This window comes from Bacteroides sp. D1 (assembly GCF_000157095.2).
Taxonomy (GTDB): Bacteria; Bacteroidota; Bacteroidia; order Bacteroidales; family Bacteroidaceae; genus Bacteroides; species Bacteroides xylanisolvens.
Window position 1 is genome coordinate 384,100 of the sequence record NZ_JH114344.1, and the last position, 17,394, is coordinate 401,493.

Annotated in this window: 10 protein-coding genes; 4 read left to right on the forward strand and 6 right to left on the reverse strand. The window is 47.0% G+C overall.

The annotated features are described in order from the left end of the window. Positions 1–373: 373 nt before the first annotated feature. Positions 374–562: a hypothetical protein gene (locus BSAG_RS0223340; RefSeq protein WP_008770498.1), complete on the forward strand. Its 189-nt coding sequence runs from the start codon at positions 374–376 to the stop codon at positions 560–562. A 48-nt stretch (positions 563–610) separates the two neighbouring features. On the opposite strand, the gene BSAG_RS07070 is transcribed toward BSAG_RS0223340, so the two are convergent. Both BSAG_RS07070 and BSAG_RS07065 read right to left on the reverse strand, forming a co-directional pair. Beyond that, positions 611–2,368 (reverse strand): AAA family ATPase, encoded by a 1,758-nt coding sequence (locus tag BSAG_RS07070; RefSeq protein ID WP_004313780.1) that lies wholly within the window; start codon positions 2,366–2,368, stop codon positions 611–613. A 136-nt stretch (positions 2,369–2,504) separates the two neighbouring features. Further along, on the reverse strand, positions 2,505–2,753 hold the full coding sequence (locus tag BSAG_RS07065) for a hypothetical protein (protein ID WP_232286455.1): 249 nt from the start codon (positions 2,751–2,753) through the stop codon (positions 2,505–2,507). Between the two features lie 142 nt (positions 2,754–2,895). On the opposite strand from BSAG_RS07065, the gene BSAG_RS07060 reads away from it, so the two are divergent. Both BSAG_RS07060 and BSAG_RS07055 read left to right on the forward strand, forming a co-directional pair. Continuing rightward, positions 2,896–5,343: a glycosyl hydrolase family 95 catalytic domain-containing protein gene (locus BSAG_RS07060; protein ID WP_004313779.1), complete on the forward strand. Its 2,448-nt coding sequence runs from the start codon at positions 2,896–2,898 to the stop codon at positions 5,341–5,343. Positions 5,344–5,379: 36 nt separating this feature from the next. Continuing rightward, positions 5,380–9,324 carry a hybrid sensor histidine kinase/response regulator transcription factor gene (locus BSAG_RS07055; RefSeq protein WP_004313777.1) on the forward strand — a complete coding sequence of 1,315 codons (3,945 nt, stop codon included), beginning with the start codon at positions 5,380–5,382 and terminating at the stop codon, positions 9,322–9,324. Positions 9,325–9,481: 157 nt separating this feature from the next. Here the strand turns inward: BSAG_RS07055 and BSAG_RS07050 are convergent, their stop codons facing one another. Genes BSAG_RS07050 through BSAG_RS07040 form a run of 3 tightly spaced genes read right to left on the reverse strand, consistent with a single transcriptional unit; the run spans position 9,482 to position 15,159 of the window. After that, positions 9,482–10,846: an efflux transporter outer membrane subunit gene (locus tag BSAG_RS07050; RefSeq protein WP_004313775.1), complete on the reverse strand. Its 1,365-nt coding sequence runs from the start codon at positions 10,844–10,846 to the stop codon at positions 9,482–9,484. Positions 10,847–10,858: 12 nt separating this feature from the next. Next, positions 10,859–14,038: an efflux RND transporter permease subunit gene (locus tag BSAG_RS07045; protein WP_004313773.1), complete on the reverse strand. Its 3,180-nt coding sequence runs from the start codon at positions 14,036–14,038 to the stop codon at positions 10,859–10,861. Between the two features lie 14 nt (positions 14,039–14,052). Beyond that, entirely contained in the window at positions 14,053–15,159 is a 1,107-nt protein-coding gene (locus BSAG_RS07040; protein ID WP_004313771.1) for an efflux RND transporter periplasmic adaptor subunit, read from the reverse strand. 223 nt (positions 15,160–15,382) lie between these two features. On the opposite strand from BSAG_RS07040, the gene BSAG_RS07035 reads away from it, so the two are divergent. Further along, a complete protein-coding gene (locus tag BSAG_RS07035; protein ID WP_004313768.1) occupies positions 15,383–16,294 on the forward strand; it encodes a helix-turn-helix domain-containing protein in 912 nt (303 codons plus the stop codon). An 87-nt stretch (positions 16,295–16,381) separates the two neighbouring features. Here the strand turns inward: BSAG_RS07035 and BSAG_RS07030 are convergent, their stop codons facing one another. Beyond that, a complete protein-coding gene (locus tag BSAG_RS07030) occupies positions 16,382–17,392 on the reverse strand; it encodes a type II toxin-antitoxin system HipA family toxin (protein ID WP_004313766.1) in 1,011 nt (336 codons plus the stop codon). Between the last annotated feature and the right edge of the window lie 2 nt (positions 17,393–17,394).

Genomic DNA, 17,394 nt, shown 5'->3' on the forward strand with positions numbered 1-17,394 from the left:
TGCATACCGGAAGGGGAAGTGGGGTTAGTTAATTGACACTTGTAATGACGATACCAGCCAAGGAATTTATAATAATCAACGCCAAAACGATGGCAATACTCCAAAAGAGAGACTTGGCAACCACTGTCGGATGACTGATAAGCAGAAAGAATCTCTAAAAAACAATCAGTAGAGTCCATAAGAATAAAATTTTAAGTTCTGTGCAAAGGTAAAGCTGACTGATAGGATAAACAAGAGCCATACAATGAGTGCTTACATTAGTTTCAACCCTATTTGAAACTAAAAGTTTCACGCCGGGAAACAAAGTGTTTCACCGTATGAAACGAAGTGTTTCTCGGTGTGAAACGGATTGTTTCAAGCCTTGAAACAATTTTTGAAACTAATCGCCACAGGTGAAGAGATGGTGAAGTTATTGCACTTCACCCGCAAACTCCTTATTCATCGGAGAGACAGAGAAAAGGTGAAAGGGGAGATGGAAAGATGGAAAATAAATATCCAGTGGGGAAATTTATTCGATACTGTAATGATTCAGTACTATACCGAAATGAATATTACTTTATAAGCTCTCTACTTCTTTTCCTGATAATTAACAGCTATCGAATGCTGTATCTCAAGAATTTACCTCCTCGCAAACTCTCATTTCCATACCTTTATACACTACCACAATCTTGTGTAGTTGCGTAGTGCCAATAGCGTTCTTCACCCTGTCGGTGTCAGCATAGCGGTTGGTCTGGGCAATAGCTTCCGCCCGCAATTCCTCCACCCGGCTTTCGGGGTCTTTGTATCTGGCATACTTCAGCTCGATGATGTAGCTATGGCTCATGTCAGGGTAAATCTCCAGCATGGGAGACAGGAAAATGTCAACATATCCGGATTGCGTGTCTGCTTCGGAAATGGGACGGTAGAAACGGTTTTGCGCTGTCATGGCAAGCGTGAAGCCATGTACGAAGGACTCTCCTTTCTGCTTGTCGCGCTGAGAGGCGTAGCGTTTCAGACAATCGGCGATGTAGTCGAAGTAAGATTGCCATGCACCACGATATGCCAAGGCGGAAGATAGCTCATCTTTTTCATGGTTACTGAAACTGAGGTCGGCTTCATTGTATGTATTCAGCAGATAAGTATAGAGTTGTTCGCGCACTACCTGGTTGGGTATGATGAGTTTGGTCTTGCCTTCAAATGTTCCGCTCACGGTGAGCATGCCGAAGTAATAGAGCAGGCTCACGAAATTATCGGAATCTACAATGTTGGCAGCTGGGAAACCGTCTTTCAACTCGCCGGTGATGTATCCCTGGCTCACTAAAGTCTGGATAATGGAGGCATCGTGCGCAAACTCTTTATCCTTGCGGATAAGCATACGCAGTTTCTCGTAATCGATACGAATGTTACTTTCTATCATATTTCGCGGTGCCTTTCCGTTATTATCAATATAGTTCTTAACGAAATAGAGCACCATATTGGAGTTGTACAAGGTTGGCTGATCATAACACTCCTGCGCAAAGCAATAGTTGTCATACCACGGTTTCATAAGTTCTATCAACTCATCTACAGTGTGATGGAATGGAGCTTTAGTAGAATAATAAGTCAGCATTTCGCGGACTTCGTCCTCGGTGAACCCCATCATTGCGTTGAATTTCGGTGTGAGGGAATAGTTGGTGCCGATATTAAATCCACTGGTGAGGTCATCCATCGTGACGGGACTCACTCCGGTGATGAAGCAACGCTTGATGCTGGAATAGGTTCCGGCTTTCACCCTATTGAAGAAGGCGCGCAAGTAGCCTTCCTTGTGGGTCTCTTCCGTATATCGGTGAATGCTTTCGGCATCCGAGAGGATGGCATTGGTGAAGTGGTCATATTCGTCAATGAAAAGATATATTTGCTGCCCGGCAAGTTCACACTGATGATATAGATAATCCAACTGCTCAACAGCTCCTGCTTTTTCATTCAAGACTTCCTTAATGCCTTTCGGCAGGTATTCTGCATAAATATCACAGAAATAATCGAAGCTGGTATTGCAATGTGCATCCAACCCTTGACGGTAGTTGTGCAACTCTCCACTAATTCCTGAGAAATTGAGATACAACACCAGATAACTGTTACGGTCTCGTGTGGGATGCTTTCCGATATAGAGATCGCCAAACAGAGCATCGAACTTGTCACGTGTACGCACATCATAATAGTGTTGCAACATGTTCAGCGTAAGGCTCTTGCCGAACCGGCGCGGGCGGATGAAAAAGAAGAATCTGTCCGATTGTTCTATTACAGGGATGAACGAGGTTTTATCCACATAATAATAATTATCAAGACGAATATCCGCAAAGTTCATCATGCCGTATGGCAGCAACTTTCTTTCTGATGATACATATTCCATAATCCGGTGTATTTATGAGTTCACTTTTTATCAGTGCAAACAAAGATACGCTCTTTCCGCTACTTTCACAAACAAATGATTTTAAAAATGTTCTCTGCCCTGATACTCTTCCATGAGTACTGCAAGAAACAATAGATCAAAATGGACTCATCATCGTTGCTTTCTTACACACCTTATCTATAAACATGTTCATTTGGGTCGATATTGCAATGAGGTCCTTATATGCTTCGGCATATAATTCTTCCCGGCTCATACCTGTCAGATACATACTTGTTTTTATATAGGAAACAAAGGTAGTATTTATCTCCAGACCGGACATCATCCGTCGGAGTGTTTTTCTTTGAAAGTTGGATATACTGAATGCAAACCAGACCCGGTTCTTCATTAGAAACATCTTACCAAACCCACAAAGAAGCACTTTTAGCGATTTTTAAAAGCCTATTGGTAAAAATTGAAACCAACCCGCTAGACAGAATCTTAAAAAACAAGTACCTTTGTATCTCACATTCCTTTAAACAACACATATTATGAAAAAACTCTGCCCTCTTATTCTTTGCACACTTTTTTCTCTTTCCGCAGCGTCCATAGAGACGGTGGATTATACTCAAGGGCTTTCCGTATGGTTCGACACTCCCAACAATCTCGATGGACAAGCTATCTGGCTACGTGCCAACGGCACAGGGGCGAATCCGGACAAAGCATGGGAAAGCCGTTCGCTACCTATCGGGAATGGCAGCCTGGGAGCGAATATCATGGGCTCCATATCCGCAGAACGAATCACACTGAATGAAAAAACTCTCTGGAAAGGGGGGCCGAATACCGCCAAAGGCGCCGAGTATTATTGGAACGTAAACAAACAGTCGTCAGGTGTACTGAAAGAAATCCGGCAGGCTTTCCTGGACGGGGATTCTAAAAAGGCGGGGTATCTCACGCAGGAAAACTTCAACGGGCTGGGAGCTTATGAAGAAAAAGACGAGACTCCGTTCCGCTTCGGTGCTTTTACCACGATGGGAGAGCTTTATGTGGAAACCGGACTCAGCGAAATCAATATGAGCAATTACCGCCGCATCCTGTCGTTGGATTCGGCGATGGCTGTGGTGCAATTTTACAAAGACGGGATACGGTATCAACGTAAATACTTCATATCCTATCCAGACAGCGTTATGGTCATGAAGTTTACTGCCGACAAAGGCGGAAAACAGAATCTTGTACTTAGCTATTGTCCCAACAACGAAGCAAAAAGCCATCTGGAAGCAGATGGAAACGACGGATTAGTATATACCGGCGTTCTCAATAACAACGGAATGAAATTCGCTTTCCGAATCAAAGCTATCCACAAAGGGGGAACACTGAAAGCAGAAAACGACCGGATTATTGTGAAGGATGCTGACGAAGTGGTATTCCTGCTTACGGCAGATACCGATTATAAGATGAACTTTGCCCCAGACTTCAAAGACCCGAAAGCCTACGTCGGCAACGACCCGTCACAAACGACTCTGGCTATGATGGACAATGCCCTGAAAAAAGGTTATGACGAGCTTTATCGTAATCACGAAGCCGATTATACCGCGCTGTTCAATCGGGTACGTTTTGAAATCAATCCGGAAATCGGCACTCCCAACCTGCCGACCTACAAACGACTGGCTAGCTATAAGAAAGGCGTGCCGGACTATCAGCTCGAACAATTGTACTATCAGTTCGGACGCTATCTGCTCATAGCCAGTTCGCGCCCCGGCAACATGCCAGCCAACCTGCAAGGATTGTGGCACAACAATACCGACGGCCCGTGGCGGGTAGATTACCACAATAACATCAACATTCAAATGAATTACTGGCCTGCGTGCCCCACCAATCTCTCTGAATGTACATGGCCTTTGATTGACTTTATACGCAGCTTGGTAAAACCCGGCGAGAAGACAGCACAAGCCTATTTCAACGCCCGCGGATGGACAGCATCCATCTCTGCCAATATCTTCGGATTCACAGCTCCCTTATCCAGCAAATCTATGGCATGGAACCTGAATCCTACCGTCGGTCCGTGGCTGGCAACGCATATATGGGAGTATTATGATTATACCCGTGACACGAAATTCTTAAAGGAAATCGGCTACGACCTTATCAAAAGCAGCGCACAGTTTGCGGTAGACCACTTGTGGCACAAGCCCGACGGGACTTACACCGCCGCTCCTTCCACTTCTCCCGAACACGGCCCGGTGGACGAGGGAGTCACTTTCGCGCATGCCGTAGTACGTGAAATATTACTGGACGCCATCCAGGCAAGCAAGGTGCTCGGAACGGACGCCAAAGAACGCAAACAATGGGAAAACGTACTGACCAAACTGGTTCCGTACCGTATAGGACGCTACGGTCAGTTGTTGGAATGGTCTACCGACATAGACGACCCGAAAGATGAACACCGCCACGTCAACCACCTGTTCGGATTGCATCCGGGGCATACCATCTCTCCCGTGACTACCCCCGAACTTGCACAGGCAGCCAGAGTGGTACTGGAACATCGCGGAGACGGCGCTACCGGTTGGAGCATGGGTTGGAAGCTCAACCAATGGGCACGACTGCAAGACGGAAACCATGCGTATAAACTATACGGCAACTTATTGAAAAACGGTACACTGGACAACCTCTGGGATACCCATGCGCCTTTCCAGATAGACGGAAACTTCGGCGGTACGGCAGGAATAACCGAGATGTTATTGCAAAGCCACATGGGATTCATCCAACTTCTTCCCGCTTTGCCGGATGCATGGGCAAACGGCTCAATAAGCGGAATCTGCGCCAAAGGAAATTTTGAGGTTTCCATCTCCTGGAAAGAGGGACAACTGGAGAAAGCTATCATCCATTCCAAATCCGGAATCCCCTGTAACGTAAGATACGGAGACAAGACGCTCAAGTTCAAGACCGTAAAAGGGAAAAAATACGAAATCACCTTAAAAGGGGACAAGTTAGCCGTATTATAAAGAAGGCATCTGTCCTCATAAACAAACCTGCTTTACATGAAAACCAAATACGCTGTTCTGTCAAGCCTTTTCTTTATCATACAGTTAGTCGGTGTTCTCCCTCTCCGGGCAGAACACTATTACTTTAAACAAATCTCTCTGAAAGAAGGGCTGCCTTCCAACGTGCGCTGTATTCTCCGGGATGAGCAGGGTTTCGTATGGATAGGTACCAAATCGGGACTGGGAAAGTTCGACGGGCACGAACTGAAAAGATACAAACACCAGGCAAACGACCCGAACTCGCTTCTCCACAACCTGATTTATCAGATTGCCGAAGACAAGCAACACAACATCTGGGTACTGACTGAAAAAGGTATTGCCCGTTACCAACAGCAGAGCAACGACTTCACGTTCCCCACGGACGAGGACGGGAAGAATATCACCGCCTATTCCTTCTGCCTTGTCCCGGACGGAATCCTCTTTGGCGGTAAGGACAGGATTTACAAATATAGTTATAACGATTCTTCTCTCCGGCTTCTGCAATATTTCAACGCCAACTCTTTTAAAATCAACGCTCTCAGTATGTGGGATTCAAAGACGTTGCTTTGTTGCAGCCGTTGGACAGGCATATACCTCGTAGACCTGCATACCGGAGAGCACAGACGGCCCCCTTTCGACTGCGGGCCGGAAATTACCACCATGATGACCGACAGCCGGAAAAGAATATGGATTGCCCCTTACAGCGGCGGACTTCGTTGCTACTCATACGACGGCAAACTACTGGCTTCGTACTCCACCCGCAACTCCGCCCTTAGCAACGACATCGTCCTAAGCCTCGCCGAAAGGGAAGGGCAACTGTGGATAGGAACAGATGGCGGCGGAATCAATATCCTCACCTCCGAAACCGGGGAAATCTCCCAACTGGAATATATCCCGGGACGTGAAAACTACTCTCTCCCCGCCAACTCCATTCTCTGCCTGCACAACGACCACAATAACAATATATGGGCAGGAAGCACCTGCAACGGATTAATCAGCATCCGGGAAGTGTTCATGAAAACCTACACCGACGTAGTCCCCGGCAACGACCGCGGACTAAGCAACAGCACCGTGCGAAGCCTTTACCGCCAATCGACCGACAGTATCTGGATTGGTACGGACGGCGGCGGTATCAACCTCTTTAACCCGCGTACCGAGAAATTCACCCATTATCTTTCTACCTGGAACGATAAAATAGCGTTTATCAGCGGATTCACTCCCGGAAAACTACTGATTTCCCTTTTCTCCAAAGGAGTATTCATATTCAACCCCGCAACCGGGGAGAAACAGCCTTTTACCATTGTCGACAAAGAAACTACGACACAACTTTGCAACCGGGGAAAATCGGTCAACTTATATCAGAACACCCCCAACACCGTGTTATTACTGGGCGACCATGTCTACCAGTATCACCTGAAAGAAAAGAAATTCGACAAGGTCACCGGAGAAGAAGGGAAAAGTATTGTCGGCACGCTCGTCCCCTTCAAGCACGAGAACAACCGGACTTACATCAACGATTTCAAACATATCTACGAACTGCACGATGGGGATTCCTTGCTGCAAACAACCTTCGAATGTTATCAGGATACCGTAATCAGTTCGGCGTCACACGACGAGCACGGCGATTTCTGGATAGGAAGCAATTTCGGCCTTATCCACTACAACCCCGTTTCCCAAAAGCAGACGCACATCCTTACCAACCTGTTTACCGAAGTCAACATGGTGCAATGCGACCAGAGGGGCAAAGTATGGATAGGTGCGGATAATCTGCTTTTCGCCTGGCTTATACAGGAACAGAAGTTCGTTCTCTTCGGAGAGTCGAACGGAGCTATCCAAAACGAATATCTGCCCAACGCCCGGTTGGTAAACAATGAGGGGGATGTCTATATCGGCGGTGTAAAGGGTATGCTGCGCATTGACGGCCAGCTGCTGCTGAATACATCGGAAATGCCGGAACTGCAACTGTTGGATATTATCATCAATGGTGAGCCTGCACAGAACAAACTATATAGTCATCCGGCAGCAATCTCTGTCCCATGGGACAGCAATATCACTATCCGAATCATGTCGAAAGAAGAGGATATCTTCCGCAAGAAAGTCTACCGCTACCGGATAGAGGGGCTGAACGACCAGTATATCGAATCGTACCAGCCGGAATTGGTAATCCGGTCATTACCGCCGGGCAATTACAAAATTATGGCTTCATGCACAGCGAAAGACGGTAGCTGGATTCCCAACCAGAAAATACTGGAACTAACCGTACTCCCACCATGGTATCGCACGTGGTGGTTCATTCTCGGTTGTGCCATTCTCATTGCCACCATAATCATCGAAACTTTCCGCAGAACATTGAAACGTAATCAGGAAAAACTAAAATGGGCGATGAAAGAGCATGAGAAACAGATGTACGAGGAAAAGGTACGTTTTCTTATCAATATCAGCCACGAACTACGGACTCCGCTGACGCTTATTCATGCGCCACTCAATCAGATTTTGAAGTCGCTCTCTTCCGGAGACAGCCAATATCTGCCGTTAAAAGCCATCTACCGGCAGGCACAACGGATGAAGAACTTGATTAATATGGTGCTCGACGTGCGGAAAATGGAAGTAGGGGAGAGTAAACTGCAAATTCAGCCTCATCCGCTCAATCAATGGATTGAACACGTTTCGCAGGATTTTATCAGTGAGGGGGAAGCAAAGAATGTGCATATCCGCTATCAGCTCGACCCACGGATAGAGAAAGTTAGTTTCGATAAGGACAAATGCGAGATTATCCTAAGTAACCTGCTTATCAATGCTTTGAAACACAGTCCGCAGGACACGGAAATAACGATTGCTTCGGAACTGCTGCCCGAAGAAAACCGGGTGCGTATCTCCGTCATCGACCAGGGATGTGGACTAAAGCAAGTGGATACGCACAAGCTCTTTACCCGCTTCTACCAGGGAACGGGAGAACAGAGCGGAACAGGAATCGGCTTGTCTTACTCCAAGATTCTGGTGGAACTGCACGGCGGCTCTATCGGCGCACAGGATAATGAAGAAACCGGAGCCAGCTTTTTCTTTGAGTTGCCGTTGAGGCAGGAACCGGAAGAAATCATCTGCGAGCCAAAAGCTTATCTGAACGAGTTGATGATGGATGATAACAGCGGGCAGCCGTCCGCGAAAGAGGTATTCGACACCACTCCATACACTATTCTCGTAGTGGATGACAATCCGGATATGACAGACTTTCTGAAAAGAACGTTCGAAGGATACTTCAAACGGATAATTATCGCCGGAGACGGGGTGGAAGCCCTTCAACTGGTCAGAAGCCATGTCCCTGATATTATAGTCAGTGACGTGATGATGCCTCGGATGAACGGGTATAAACTTTGTAAAACGATTAAAGAGGATATCAATATCAGTCACATCCCAGTCATTCTGCTAACTGCCAGAGATGACAGGCAAAGCCAAATAAGCGGTTACAAGAATGGAGCGGACGGCTATTTAAGCAAACCTTTCGAAGTGGAAATGCTAATGGAACTTATCCGCAACCGGTTGAAAAACCGGGAATATACCAAGAAAAGGTATCTGAATGCAGGATTAATCCCCACACCGGAAGAAAGCACCATCAGCCTGACAGACGAAACATTCCTGATTAAACTGAATAGTATCATCCAGGAAAATATAGAAAATTCCAATCTGGGCATTCAGTTTATCTGCCAGGAAGTAGGATTGGGCCGTTCTTCGCTTTATAACAAACTGAAAGCACTTACAGGCATGGGAGCGAACGAGTATATCAGTAAGCTCCGTATAGAAAAAGCTATTACATTGATATCCGGCACGGATATGCCCTTCTCTGAAATTGCAGAGAAAACCGGGTTTACCACTCCGAGTTATTTCAGTACGGCTTTCAAGCAATATACCGGGGAAACACCCAGTCAATATAAAGAAAGAAAAAAGAAAGGTCTGGCTGGTAAATAATACCATCATTATTCTTTATGCTGGCTGAAGTTTCCGGCTGCAAGCCAATTCGCCGCATATTGACCGATATTGACCGATTAACAAACGGGCTGCCACAGAATCACTTCTCCGGCAGCCCTTCTTTCATTAAATTAAAAAACAGAGAGTATGATACAGTTTATTCCTGACCTCCTCCTAAAGCACGGTATAGGTTAATTAAACTTTGTATTTCAGTAAAATGATTGGCCGTCTGCGAGAGTTGCGCACTAAGCAACGACTGCCGGGAGGTAAGCACTTCCAGATAGGTTGTATTACCATGCTCCATCAACAGAGTAGTGCTTCGCAAAGCCGTTTGCAGGGAAGTGATCTGTTTATCCAACAAGATTCTTTTTCCCTGACTGGTTTGATAGGCAATCAACGCATCATTCACCTCACTACCGGCATTGAGCAACGTTTGCTGAAAACCGAGCGCCGCTTCTTCCTGTTGCGCACGGGCAATGCGGTATTGTGCCACCACCTGTCCTCTGTTAAAGAGCGGCTGCGTAAGCGAACCTACCGCCGACGCGAGAAACTTACCCGGATTGATAATCATCGCCCCGGCGGAGTTTGTCCATCCGGCACTCCCGCTCAAAGTGATGGAAGGATAGAAAGCCGAACGTGCCGCATTGGTGCCATAGAACGCCGCTTCCAACGTCCGCTCTGCCGAACGGACATCCGGACGGGAAGAAAGCATCCGTACAGGAATTCCTATCGAGAAGTCGGCAGGAAACTGTTGCTTTGCCAATACACCACGCTCATAGTTGCGTGGCGTCTCCGCCAATAATAAGGCAAGACTGTTCTCCACCTGATTGATCTGCTGCTGCAAATCGAGGACCGAACCCTGCACCTGATAATAGGCCGCCTCCATCTGCGACACAGCCGATTCGTTTGCCAATCCGGCATTCATTAATGCACGGGTGGACGCAACGGTTTCTTTCCATGCCTCTTCCGTCTGACGGGAGATGTCGAGTTGTTCGTCCAGCATCAACAGGGTGTAATAGGTATTGGCGATACCTGCTATCAACTGCGTACGGACTGCCTGACGGTAATCCTCGCTTTGAGCATAAAGCACTTTCGCCTGTTTCTTGGAGTTGCGCATACGCCCGAAAACGTCCAACTCCCAACTGGCAGTAACGGGCAACGAATAAGTCTGCGTAGCCTTCTGCGTATCGAAACTGCTCACTGTTCCCTGCGGAGCAAGCGCAAAAGCGGGCAGAAAAGCAAGTTTGGCGGACATCAGTACGGCCTGTGCTTCTTCCACACGGAGCTGGGCAGACTGATAGTCGGTATTGGTCTGCAATCCCACTTCAATGAGAGACTGCAAATAAGGGTCGGTGAAGAGTTCCCGCCAGTCCATATTACCCAGACCGGCAGTGTCTTCGGTCACCACTTCCCCGCCGTAAAGATCGTCGGGAACGACAGTGGCGGGTTCGTATTTGGTATAGATGCCACAACCGCTCAACGACAGACTGATGGCAACTAATGTGATGATATTCTTCTTCATTCTTTCTTTCATTTATTTACGTTCGCGTTCAACTTCACTCTTTTCTTTCTCTAAAAGCACCTGCACATCTGGTTCCTCTTCCATCGGTTTGCGGATTTTCTCCTGCAAAAACTCAAAGATGATGTAGAAAACCGGAACGACAAAGAGCAATGCCAGTGTCCCGACAGCCATACCGCCCACAACACCCGTACCCAGCGAACTGTTGCCATTGGCACCCGCACCGGAGGAGAACATCAGCGGAAGCATACCGAAGATCATCGTCAACACCGTCATCAGGATAGGACGCAAGCGGACTTGTGCGGCAGAGTAGGCAGACTCCACGATACCCATTCCCTTGCGGCGACGTTCTATGGCGTACTCCGTAATCAGAATGGCCGTCTTAGCCAGCAAACCGATCAACATAATCACACCCGTCTGCAGATAGATATTATTCTCCAACCCGAGTATTTTGGCGAAAAGGAACGACCCCATCAGCCCGAACGGCACGGAGAAGATAACGGCAAACGGTATGAGGAAACTTTCGTAAAGACAGGCCAGAATCAGATAGATAAGGAAGATACAGATGGCGTAAATGAAAACCGTCTGCGCACCACCGCTACTTGCTTCTTCGCGTGCCATACCACCATATTCATATCCGTAGCCTGCCGGCAAAGATTGCGCAGCCACTTCTTCAATCACTTTCTGCACCTCGCCGGAGGAGTAACCGTCGGCAGGATTCACATTGGCGGTGATGGTGCTGTAAAGATTGAAACGGTTGGCCGTTTCCGGTCCCAGCACTTGTTTCAGCGTCACGAACTGGCTCACCGGAGCCATCTGCGTACCATTGCGTACAAACATATTATTCAATGCCTGCTCGTCGAGGCGGTATTCAGGCGAAGCCTGCATCATCACACGATATACTTTACCATACTGGTTATAGTTGGAGATATACGCGCCACCACAATAACTGCCCACCGCATCGAGCACCGCACTCGGCGAAATTCCTGCACGCTTACATTTGGCAGCATCCACTTCCACCGATATCTGCGGGAAGTTGATAGCATACGATGTATAAGCCATCGCTACCTCCGGACGCTCGTTCAGAGCACCAAGGAACTGTATAGCCGCTTCATAGAACGTAGCCAATTCTCCACCCGTCATGTCCTGAAGGTTCAGTTCGAGGGAGTTACCCATACCGTAACCCGGAATCATGGCAGGCTGGAAGCTGAATACCTGCGCTTCCTTTATCGCCTGGAATTGTCCGTTGAGGCGTGACACCACAGCATCCGAGCTATGCTCCTTGCCCTTTCGTTCGCTCCAGTCTTTCAGGCGGATAATGATCGTACCGTACGAAGTTCCCTGACCGGATATCAGTCCATATCCTGCTACGCGGGCGTAGTGTTCTATTTCGGGCGTATCTTTCAGGATATTTTCCAGGCGGTCCATCACTTTCGTGGTTTCTTCGAGCGTGCTTCCCGGTGAAATGCTGACATTCACCATAATGACACCCTGGTCTTCCTGCGGCACAAGTCCCGTTTTAGTGGTACTCATCAGGTAAACCAGCAAAGCAACGGCAACAGCCAGTGAAGTCCACACCATCCAGCGATGGCGGATGAAGAACATCACACCTCTCTTATATTTACCCAATACGGCATTGAACGAAGCATTGTAAGCTGCACGTACCCGTCCGTTGATGCTCTTGGCGCTCTTGGTTCCGTCCGACGGACGCATCATGATGGCGCACAAAGCGGGACAGAGCGTCAAAGCCGAAATCATCGAAATACCTACGGCAGTTGCCATCGTGATACCGAATTGTGTATAGAACACGCCCGAAGTACCTCCCATGAAGGTTACAGGAATAAACACAGCCATAAATACACAGGTACAGGAGACAATAGCCATCGTCACGTCGCCCATTGCATCTTTCGTGGCAAGGTAAGGAGACTTATATCCGGCATCGAACTTGGATTGCACGGCCTCCACCACCACAATGGCATCATCCACCACCGTACCGATGGCAAGCACCAATGCAAACAGTGTCAGGATGTTCAGGCTGAAACCCGCAGCCACCAGACAGGCAAACGTACCCACCAACGACACAATGATAGAGATGGAGGGAATCAGCGTACTCTTCAGATCCTGCAAGAAGAAATAGACCACGAGAATGACCAGAATGATGGCAATAATCAGCGTCTCCACCACATTGTGTATGGAAGCGAAAAGGAAGTCATTCGAACTCATCATCGTGACGAACTCCGTTCCTTCCGGCAGATTCTTCTCCATCCGCTCTATCTGCGTAGTGATTTCTTTGTTGACAGCGGTGGCATTGGAACCGGCTGTCTGGAATATCATATAAAGAACGGCAGGCTGACTGTCCATCTCACTGCGGAAACTATACGTCATCGTACCCAGTTCCACCTCTGCCACATCTTGCAGGCGAAGTATCGAACCGTCTTCCCGCGAACGGACAACCGTGTTCCGGAATTCTTCTACGCTTTTGAGGCGTCCGCGATATTTCATCGTAAACTGGAAAACATTCTTCGAGCTTTCGCCCAGTGAACCGGTAGGAGCTTCAATGTTCTGCTCACCCAATATGGCGGTAATGTCCGACGGAACCAGTCCGTATTGCGCCATCCGTTCCGGTTTCAGCCAGATACGCATACTGTATGTATCGCCCAGCTCCATCACGTCTCCCACTCCTTCGATACGTTTAATCTGGGGAATGACATTGATGTCCAGGTAATTGGCAAGGAACGTCTGATCGTATCGACCGTCCGTGCAGACCAAAGCACCAATCTGCAAGAAGCTGGTCTGCCGCTTCATCGTGCTCACGCCGACTTTCGTTACTTCAGCCGGAAGCAATCCCTGTGCTTTCGCTACACGGTTCTGCACGTTGACTGCCGCCATATCGGGGTCCGTGCCCTGCTTAAAATAAACCTGTATAATGGCCAAACCTGCATTGGAAGCACTGGAACTGACGTACATCATGTCTTCCACACCGTTGATACTCTCCTCCAGTGGCATGATGACACTGTTCATCACTGCCTCGGCATCGGCACCCGTATAACTGGCAGTTACGTATACCGTTGGAGGCGCAATGTCAGGATATTGCTCCACCGGCAGCGTGAAGAGCGAAATAAGCCCTATGGCCAGAATCAGTACGGAGATGGAGATAGCCATCACCGGCCGTTTTATAAACACATTTCCTTTCATAATCAATCTCCTTCTTATTTAACTTGCGTGCCTTCGCGCACCAGTCCGGCGCCTTCCGATACGATTTCATCACCTGCTTTCAGTCCGTCCAGCACCACATATTCGCGTCCGTCATTGTTTTCGGCCACTGTTATCAGGGTAGAGACAGCCTTCCCGTCCACTACCTTATATACAATCGTCTTATCCTGCATCTTCACGGTGGCCGTCTGCGGGATGGCGATACAGTCTTTATAAATGCTCGGCACTACCACCGTGCCCGAGGCTCCGCTATGAAGCAACCGCGATTCGTTGGGAAACACCACGCGCGCCACCACAGTACCCGTTTGCCGGTCGATGACGCCGCTGATGGATTCGATGACACCTTTCTTATCATAAACCGAATTATCATTGAGGCGCAATTCCACTTCCGGCATGTTCTTCAAGGCTTCGTCCATGTCACCATACTGGCGGGTGAGGGCAAGCAACTGATTCTCGGTCATGGAGAAATAGACATACATATCTGAATTGTCGCTGACCGTAGTAAGCGGATAGGGCATATTGGCACTTACCAATGCGCCTGCACGATAAGGCAATGCACCTACGACTCCGTCACTGGGACTTTTCACTTCGGTATAAGAGAGATTGTTGCGGGCACTGATCTCCTGGGCTTCGGCCTGCGACAGTTGAGCTTTGGCGGTGAGATAAGAATTCTCGGCCGTTTTCAGACTGAATTCCGAAACTACTTTCTGCGCATACAGTTCTTTGTTGCTTTTGTAGGTCAGTTCGGCAGTACCCAGCGCGGCACGTGCTGCTTCCACATTAGCAGTGGCGGTTTTCAGTGCGGCCTTGTAAGGCACTTGGTCGATAATGAAAAGCGATTGCCCGCGGCGTACTTTTTGCCCTTCGGTCACACAGAGTTTCTCAATCGTTCCCGACACCTGCGGATAAATATCAATATCCTGCCGCCCACGTATGCTCGCCGAATAGGAAGAAGAAAATTCCTTATCCACCGCTTCTATCTGCATTACTGCATAAGAAGAAGATTTCACTCCCGCATCCGATGCCTGCTTGCAAGATGCCATCCACACTGTACAACCGACAATCCCTATCAGCCGTATCCATTTTTTGCTTACTGTAATCATACTTTCTCTTTTGGTCTTTTGTTAAATCCTGGACAAAAGTAGGAGAAAAGAACAAGGCAAGAGTGACCAATTTCCCTCCATAAATGTCCTATTTTCGCCATTTACGTTTATTATAGCTAACTATTTGGCAATAAACGACATATCAAACAAATCTGAAGAAGTATGGGACATTCTGTTTTCCCGATTATTCACCAACTTTGCAAAAAGTAAAAAAGGAAAGAACATGGAAAAAGAGAACATTATTACGGTGGATATAGAGGATTTTAAGGACAGTCAGCACGTCCTTGATTATATCGATGATGACTTTGCGATAGTCAACAGTCTGGAGGGGACTCCTTATAGTAATGATACAATCAAACTGAATTGTTTTCTCATCGCGGTTTGTATAGAAGGGTGCATCCAGTTAGACGTCAACTACCGGACCTATAAGTTGCAGGCGGGCGAGCTGCTGCTCGGTCTGCCCAACACGATTATCAGCCATACGATGCTTAGTCCTAAATATAAAGTCAGGCTTGCCGGGTTCTCTACCCGTTTCCTGCAACGTATTATTAAAATGGAAAAGGAAACGTGGAATACTGCCATTCATATCCACAACAATCCGGTGAAGTCGGTTGACAACGGGGAGGATCAAACAGTCTTCGGATTCTACCGGGATTTAATTATAGCCAAGATAAACGATGAGCCTCATTGTTACCACAAAGAAGTGATACAACATCTCTTCTCCGCTATCTTTTGCGAAATGATGGGGCAGCTTCATAAGGAAATCGAAGCTTCCGGCAACATGGAAGGTTCGAAAGAAGGCATCAAACAGGTGAATTATATTTTGCGGAAGTTCATGGAACTGTTATCGAAGGACAAGGGTATGCACCGTTCGGTGAGTTATTTTGCCAACGAGCTTTGCTACACTCCGAAGCATTTCTCGAAAGTCATCAAGCAGGCATGTGGCAGGACTCCGTTGGATTTGATTAACGAAACTACCGTGGAGCATATCAAATACCGATTAAAACGTTCGGAAAAGTCTATCAAGGAAATTGCCGAAGAGTTCAACTTCCCCAATCAGTCCTTTTTCGGGAAATACGTAAAAGCGCATTTGGGAACATCACCGGCCAATTATCGGAACAGAAAAGAAGAATGACAAAAAGAACAGATTCTTATGTTAGACAAATCTTTTTGGGGATCTTGTTCATCTTAATATAAAAAAAGAGTAATAATGTGCACATTATTACTCAATAACACTAAGATAGCTCCCGACTCTTGACTTATACATAAGTCTATATTGCTTTTTCAATTCTTTAGAGAGAAAAGAATGTTCAATCAGTTGATCAGTCAATTCATATATCTTACTATATTTTTCGAGACAAGAGTTTACCAAACGCTCGGGTAGACCTATTTTTAAGCCAAAGTGATAAAAAGTCTTCCCAGTAACCGCCGATGCACCACCGAAATAATCCGGTTCAGGATTAACAAACAAACCTTTGCTCATGGCAAAGATACCATCGTTTATATGGAGATGAGTATTCAATAAATCGTAAGCAGGAGATAGGCGGAATCTTCCTTTCTTCTCTTCCAATAAAGAAAAGTTCTTTAAATGGGCATCGCCGTTAGAATAGACAAAGTTGAACAAGATAAGTTCAAAAAAACGCAATTTATCCACTTGGGGGACAGAGCTGTATTTATCTATAATTCCTGCAAACTCTTCATAGGCCAGATTGTCATATTTATAATCGGAACCTCCATTTTTCCTGGTAAGCCCGGCTAAAGAAGCAAAATCCTCCTTTTGTAACTTTCCTTTCTCCGACAAATCAAAACGTCGTACAAAATAAGCAGGGGTTCCGTCCTGAAAAAAGCATAATCCATTAGGAGCTGTCGGAATCCCATATACTTGCGCAGCTATCTGCATTGTCAAATGTTCGTTGGCAGGACAAAACTCCTTGTTACGGAGATTATTGGGAACAGGCTTTAATATGAACTCGCCCTGTTCTCCCTCTTTGGTCAATCGCAATATCCCGTCATCGGCAACTAAAGAATACTTAATCTGGACTCCAGAAACGGATATGCGTTTGCTATTGTTATTGAAGAGATCAATACCGACATTATCGTCAAAATGCCTGTAAGGTAATTCACAAGATATATTTTTCCCATCAGAAAGCTGCTTCAAGGCTTTGGGTGAATATCCGCTTTCTCCACCAGTCTCCCGTAAAAGTGAGGGACAAATATGAATATCAGTTCCCATTA

Excerpts from the sequence above, each read along its gene's own strand:
- BSAG_RS07070 (WP_004313780.1), bottom strand. The coding sequence starts at position 2,368 with ATGGAATATGTATCATCAGAAAGAAAGTTGCTGCCATACGGCATGATG.
- BSAG_RS07065 (WP_232286455.1), bottom strand. The coding sequence starts at position 2,753 with ATGAAGAACCGGGTCTGGTTTGCATTCAGTATATCCAACTTTCAAAGA.
- BSAG_RS07060 (WP_004313779.1), top strand. The coding sequence starts at position 2,896 with ATGAAAAAACTCTGCCCTCTTATTCTTTGCACACTTTTTTCTCTTTCC.
- BSAG_RS07055 (WP_004313777.1), top strand. The coding sequence starts at position 5,380 with ATGAAAACCAAATACGCTGTTCTGTCAAGCCTTTTCTTTATCATACAG.
- BSAG_RS07050 (WP_004313775.1), bottom strand. The coding sequence starts at position 10,846 with ATGAAGAAGAATATCATCACATTAGTTGCCATCAGTCTGTCGTTGAGC.
- BSAG_RS07045 (WP_004313773.1), bottom strand. The coding sequence starts at position 14,038 with ATGAAAGGAAATGTGTTTATAAAACGGCCGGTGATGGCTATCTCCATC.
- BSAG_RS07040 (WP_004313771.1), bottom strand. The coding sequence starts at position 15,159 with ATGATTACAGTAAGCAAAAAATGGATACGGCTGATAGGGATTGTCGGT.
- BSAG_RS07035 (WP_004313768.1), top strand. The coding sequence starts at position 15,383 with ATGGAAAAAGAGAACATTATTACGGTGGATATAGAGGATTTTAAGGAC.
- BSAG_RS07030 (WP_004313766.1), bottom strand. The coding sequence starts at position 17,392 with ATGGGAACTGATATTCATATTTGTCCCTCACTTTTACGGGAGACTGGT.